The organism is Anoxybacillus sp. UARK-01 (assembly GCF_002075365.1).
Taxonomy (GTDB): domain Bacteria; phylum Bacillota; class Bacilli; order Bacillales; family Anoxybacillaceae; genus Anoxybacteroides; species Anoxybacteroides rupiense.
In genome coordinates this window covers 1-4251 of the sequence record NZ_NASY01000064.1, presented here as the reverse complement: position 1 = coordinate 4251, position 4251 = coordinate 1, and the positions used below count along the sequence as shown (strand labels likewise).

Here is a 4251-nt window from a genome sequence, read left to right as displayed (position 1 = left end):
TTATTAATATTTTTACTTAATTTATCATTTGTAATAACAAGACCTGCTTGTGAATCTTCTAAAATTTGATTTACTCGATCTTTAGGATAGGATGGGTCTATTGGTAAATATGCTCCACCTGCTTTTAATATTGCTAAAATAGTAATAATCATATCTAAAGATCTCTCTAAAAACACTGCAACAATTGTTTCCTGATGAACTCCTTGCGTATTTAAGTAATGAGCTAATTTATTAGCTTTATTATTTAATTCGGTATAAGACAATGATTTATCATTAAAAATTACAGCATTTTTGTGAGGGTTTTTAATTACTTGTTCCTCGAACAACTGATATGTAGTCATCTTCGGAAATTCACAAGTTTTCCCTTTGCTCCACACTTCAGTAACTAAACGGTACTCATTCTCTCCAATGTTATAGTTTTTATCAAGATCTATATCATTGTCTACATTTAAATTTGGAGCTTTGACCGAATTAATTTTTTTATTAATAACATCATTATTAATAATATTATTTCTAATTATCTCCAAAATAGGTTTACTTTTATCGATTGGTAAACGTTTCAACCTTGAAGTCAAATCCATAACGATACTCCTCCATTTATTTTGTACTATTGTGAAAAGAATGTAAGTTAAGCTTACCCGCTTCAATCCAAAGTGATTTTGGGGTACCTAACCTTACAGACTCAAAAGCAATAAATCGATAATATTTTTCTATTTTTGCTAGTTTAGTCATTCCAAATGCCCCATGTAAATGTAAAGATTCTCTGGAGATTTGTAGTGATAACTCAGAAATGTATGCTAACGCCTCCGTTGCTAGTTGTATTAAATCATCCCTTTCAATATCTAAAGATGCGGTATAATGAATTTTAAGTTTAGCAGCCTCAAGTTGCCCTAGTAGAGATGCTAATTTAAAACCTATACTTTGATTATCTATTAGTTTTTTTCCAAATTGCCTTCTAATATTTACATATTTAATTGCCTCACTTAATGCGCCTCTTGATAACCCAAGTAGATATGAAGCCTGACGAAGTCTAGCAGAAGCAAGTATTTTTTTTAATTCATGTTGTTCTATTTTTACCATGTCTTCTTTATGTAGTGTTAAGTTCTTAAACTCTAAACTGTAGATAGTTTCATTAGTTATACTATTTTGTGGGGTAGCAATGATCCCATTTCTTTCGATAGGTATAAAAAATACATTGTTATCTACTACAATAATTAGCTTACTTAATTCGCTGAGGTTTATAGCGAAATTATTTCTTCCACTAATAGTCCATTCAAAATCAGCTTTTTTTAATAATGTATTTTTTGAGGTATTATTTATCCCTATAACTGACATGAACAAATCTCCAGATACAATTTGTTCAATTTCATTTTCAAATAGTTCAGGAGTCTCAGATTTAGTTAAAATATCTGCGGCAATCATAGTATCTAAATAAGGACTTCTAAAAAGGTGTTTCCCCATGCTTTCACATATCATCAGTACCACTTCTGTTCCCAGTTCATATCCACCATCTTTCAAGGGAATATTGTAACCGGGAACACCTATATCTTTAAGATTATTCCAAATTTCTGATTGATTTGTTTCATCTTGATAGTAGCCTTTAACATTAGAAATAAATTCTAGACCATTTATTAAATTAACAGATTCTCTCTGAACAATATTGTTTATTACTTGTTCTAAACCTTCCAACATAGGTGATTGATTATATAACATTTTCATCATTCCTTTTTTCACTTATATTTAATTGAAACTTTGAAATACTTTCTAAAAGTATTTCAGAGGTACCTGCTGAAAGTGTCAAACCAGGCGCCTCCCTATACGCAGCTTCTAAACTTCCATAAAGAGGATTGTATCCATGTTCTTCACTTAAAGAAGCTTTTATTCCTCTTAGTTCTAATCCTTTCCACACAATTTCGCAGGCAAGTTCACTTGAATACCATTTTGAGATAGCTGCTAGAGATTCATCCACAGATCCTGTACTCTCTAATTGGTCTAAAACTTTGTATGTTAAGTATCTTGATGAGTCAAGCTTACATTTTAAGCGTGAGAACTCAATTAAGAAATTCTCACTTTCAACTTCATTATCCATAATTGCACGTTCAAAAATTAAATTAAACCATCTAATTGCTCTAACGTAGTAGTCAAGACCAGTTCTTTCAACTGAAAGGGCTTTGTTTATAATTGACCATCCTTCATCTTTTTTTCCAATAATATCATCTTCGGTAACAGTCACACCATCAAGTATTACTTCAAATAATGACTCATCACTTAAGCTTGGAATAGCGTTTATAGTGACTCCTTTGCTATCCAATGGCACCATAAATAAAGTTAAACCTTCGTATTTTGAGGACTTATTTGAAGTCCTAGCAGCACATAAACCATAGTCAGATAAGTGTGTTTTCATACTATATACTTTCCGGCCATAAAGTTGATAAGTACCATCTTTACAAAGAGATGCCTTAGTTTCTAGTGCACTTAAATCTGATCCTATTTTGGGCTCTGAATATAGGATGCAAGCAAATTTTTCGCCTGTAGCAAGTTCCGGTAAATATTTTTGTTTTTGTACTTTGGTAGCAGAAAGGTACAGCAGATTTGCAACTATTAAAACTGAAAGTACATGTAGAGATTCTGGTACCCCATTCAAAGACATTTCTTCAATTAAGGCTGCTGTTTCAAATAAAGATTTGTCTAATCCACCATATTCTTTTGGTAAATTTGGCGCTAACAAGCCTTGTTCACCTAAAATTTGATAAATTTTTCTTGGATCATAATCTTTATTGCCTGACCTTACCTCATCAATGAGCTTTTTCATCTCTGCTGATTGAAAAAGATCTTTAATTCTTTTTCTAAATTTTTCTTGCTCTATCATATTTAGTGATTGCAAAACAATCCCCTCCGAAAATACCGAAATAAATTTAATATTCAGTTTATTGGTGATATAGCTTCATAAAACTTAAAAGTGTAAATGTTCATTATCCTCAATATAAACTGGCCTGTCCAGCTTATGAGAATTAACCCATCCTGTAACTAGCAGAATAATAATTATTGTTGATAATAAACTAATTTGCAACTTTTTGTTCCTATTAAATAATTTGTATATTGGTTCAAGGAAAGATAAAAGTATCGATGTTAAGATTGTTAACCCTATATTTAAATAAGGAGGTAAACCAATAAACAATAATTTATAGACTGTAGTGAAAAGCACAATTGGGAAAAATGAAATGATTAACATTGTTAGTAAACTATTAATGACCTTAAATGGGTTACTACATCTGATTGCTATACTTAAAACCATACCATTAATCAACAAAGGTATTAAAAATAGATAGCTCGCTCCAGGAAGATATATAGCTGCTCCGATTAAAGCTGTTAAGAACAGCAAGGTTCCTGCAAACATGTTTTCAAATTCATTTGTTTTTCTAAAATGGTTAGAAACTATACAACTCATTAAAAAAGTTACAAGCACAAAGGACGTATTGTATAATATCGAGTCATATGTCGCATCAGTAGATAAAGTCATTTTTTTTACCCAAATATTGTTAATCACTATCCATAATGAAATCGATGTGATTAAGGATGTTAAAATAATTATTAATATTTTAAGAGTACTCAATAATACACCTTTATATGTAATAATTCCTCTATTAATACTTGTACTAAAAATAGTTATTATAAATAATGTTAATAGGATACTAAGTGGAATAACATATGATTGGGGGAAGTGTATCATTTTCCCCAACAAACTAAAATAGATTTCATTAGGTGACTCCAAGTTTTCTAAATTTAGGTTCCCAAAATGTTTAGCCATTGATAGAGCATTTTCCCCTTGGTGTTGTAAAGAAGATTTGTCAACGTTGTCTATATTATCATAAGGTGTATGATAATATTCCCATCCATCAATGTATGCAAAGTTAAGTCCAGGAATACCAGCATCTAATGAAATTGTTAGATCTGTATCATTAGGCATTTTCTTATAAATGTCACCCATAAAAGAATTAGCTAATGGTTTAGGGGCAACTTTTGAAAATTCTTGAATAAGAGTCCCATTATGGTCGCTTGTTTGATACATCATAGAAGGCCCTTTTGAGCCTCTACTTTCAAAATTAACCACTAAACCAATCGCATTTCTATAGCTATCTTTTTTCCAAAATATTTCAGCACCAAGTAGTCCAAGTTCCTCGCCATCAGTAAAAACGAACCATACATCGTTCTTTAATTTATCACTGTTTTTTAGCGCTCTTGCAGTTTCAA

4 protein-coding genes are annotated in these 4251 nt (G+C 31.1%); all 4 read right to left on the bottom strand.

What is annotated here, in order from left to right:
* Window positions 1–581, bottom strand: a 581-nt coding sequence (locus tag B6A27_RS18305; RefSeq protein WP_139788179.1) for an AMP-binding protein, incomplete at its 3' end; no start/stop codon positions are given.
* A gap of 16 nt (window positions 582–597) precedes the next feature.
* Entirely contained in the window at window positions 598–1722 is a 1125-nt protein-coding gene (locus B6A27_RS18300; RefSeq protein WP_080862885.1) for an acyl-CoA dehydrogenase family protein, read from the bottom strand.
* Complete coding sequence (locus B6A27_RS18295; protein WP_080862884.1) at window positions 1703–2884, bottom strand: acyl-CoA dehydrogenase family protein; 1182 nt, start codon at window positions 2882–2884, stop codon at window positions 1703–1705. Before B6A27_RS18295 ends, B6A27_RS18300 begins: the two co-directional genes overlap by 20 nt.
* A 69-nt stretch (window positions 2885–2953) precedes the next feature.
* Window positions 2954–4251: M28 family peptidase (locus B6A27_RS18290; RefSeq protein ID WP_080862883.1), on the bottom strand; the 1298-nt coding region annotated here is incomplete at its 5' end.

Excerpts from the sequence above, each read along its gene's own strand:
- B6A27_RS18300 (WP_080862885.1), bottom strand. The coding sequence starts at position 1,722 with ATGATGAAAATGTTATATAATCAATCACCTATGTTGGAAGGTTTAGAA.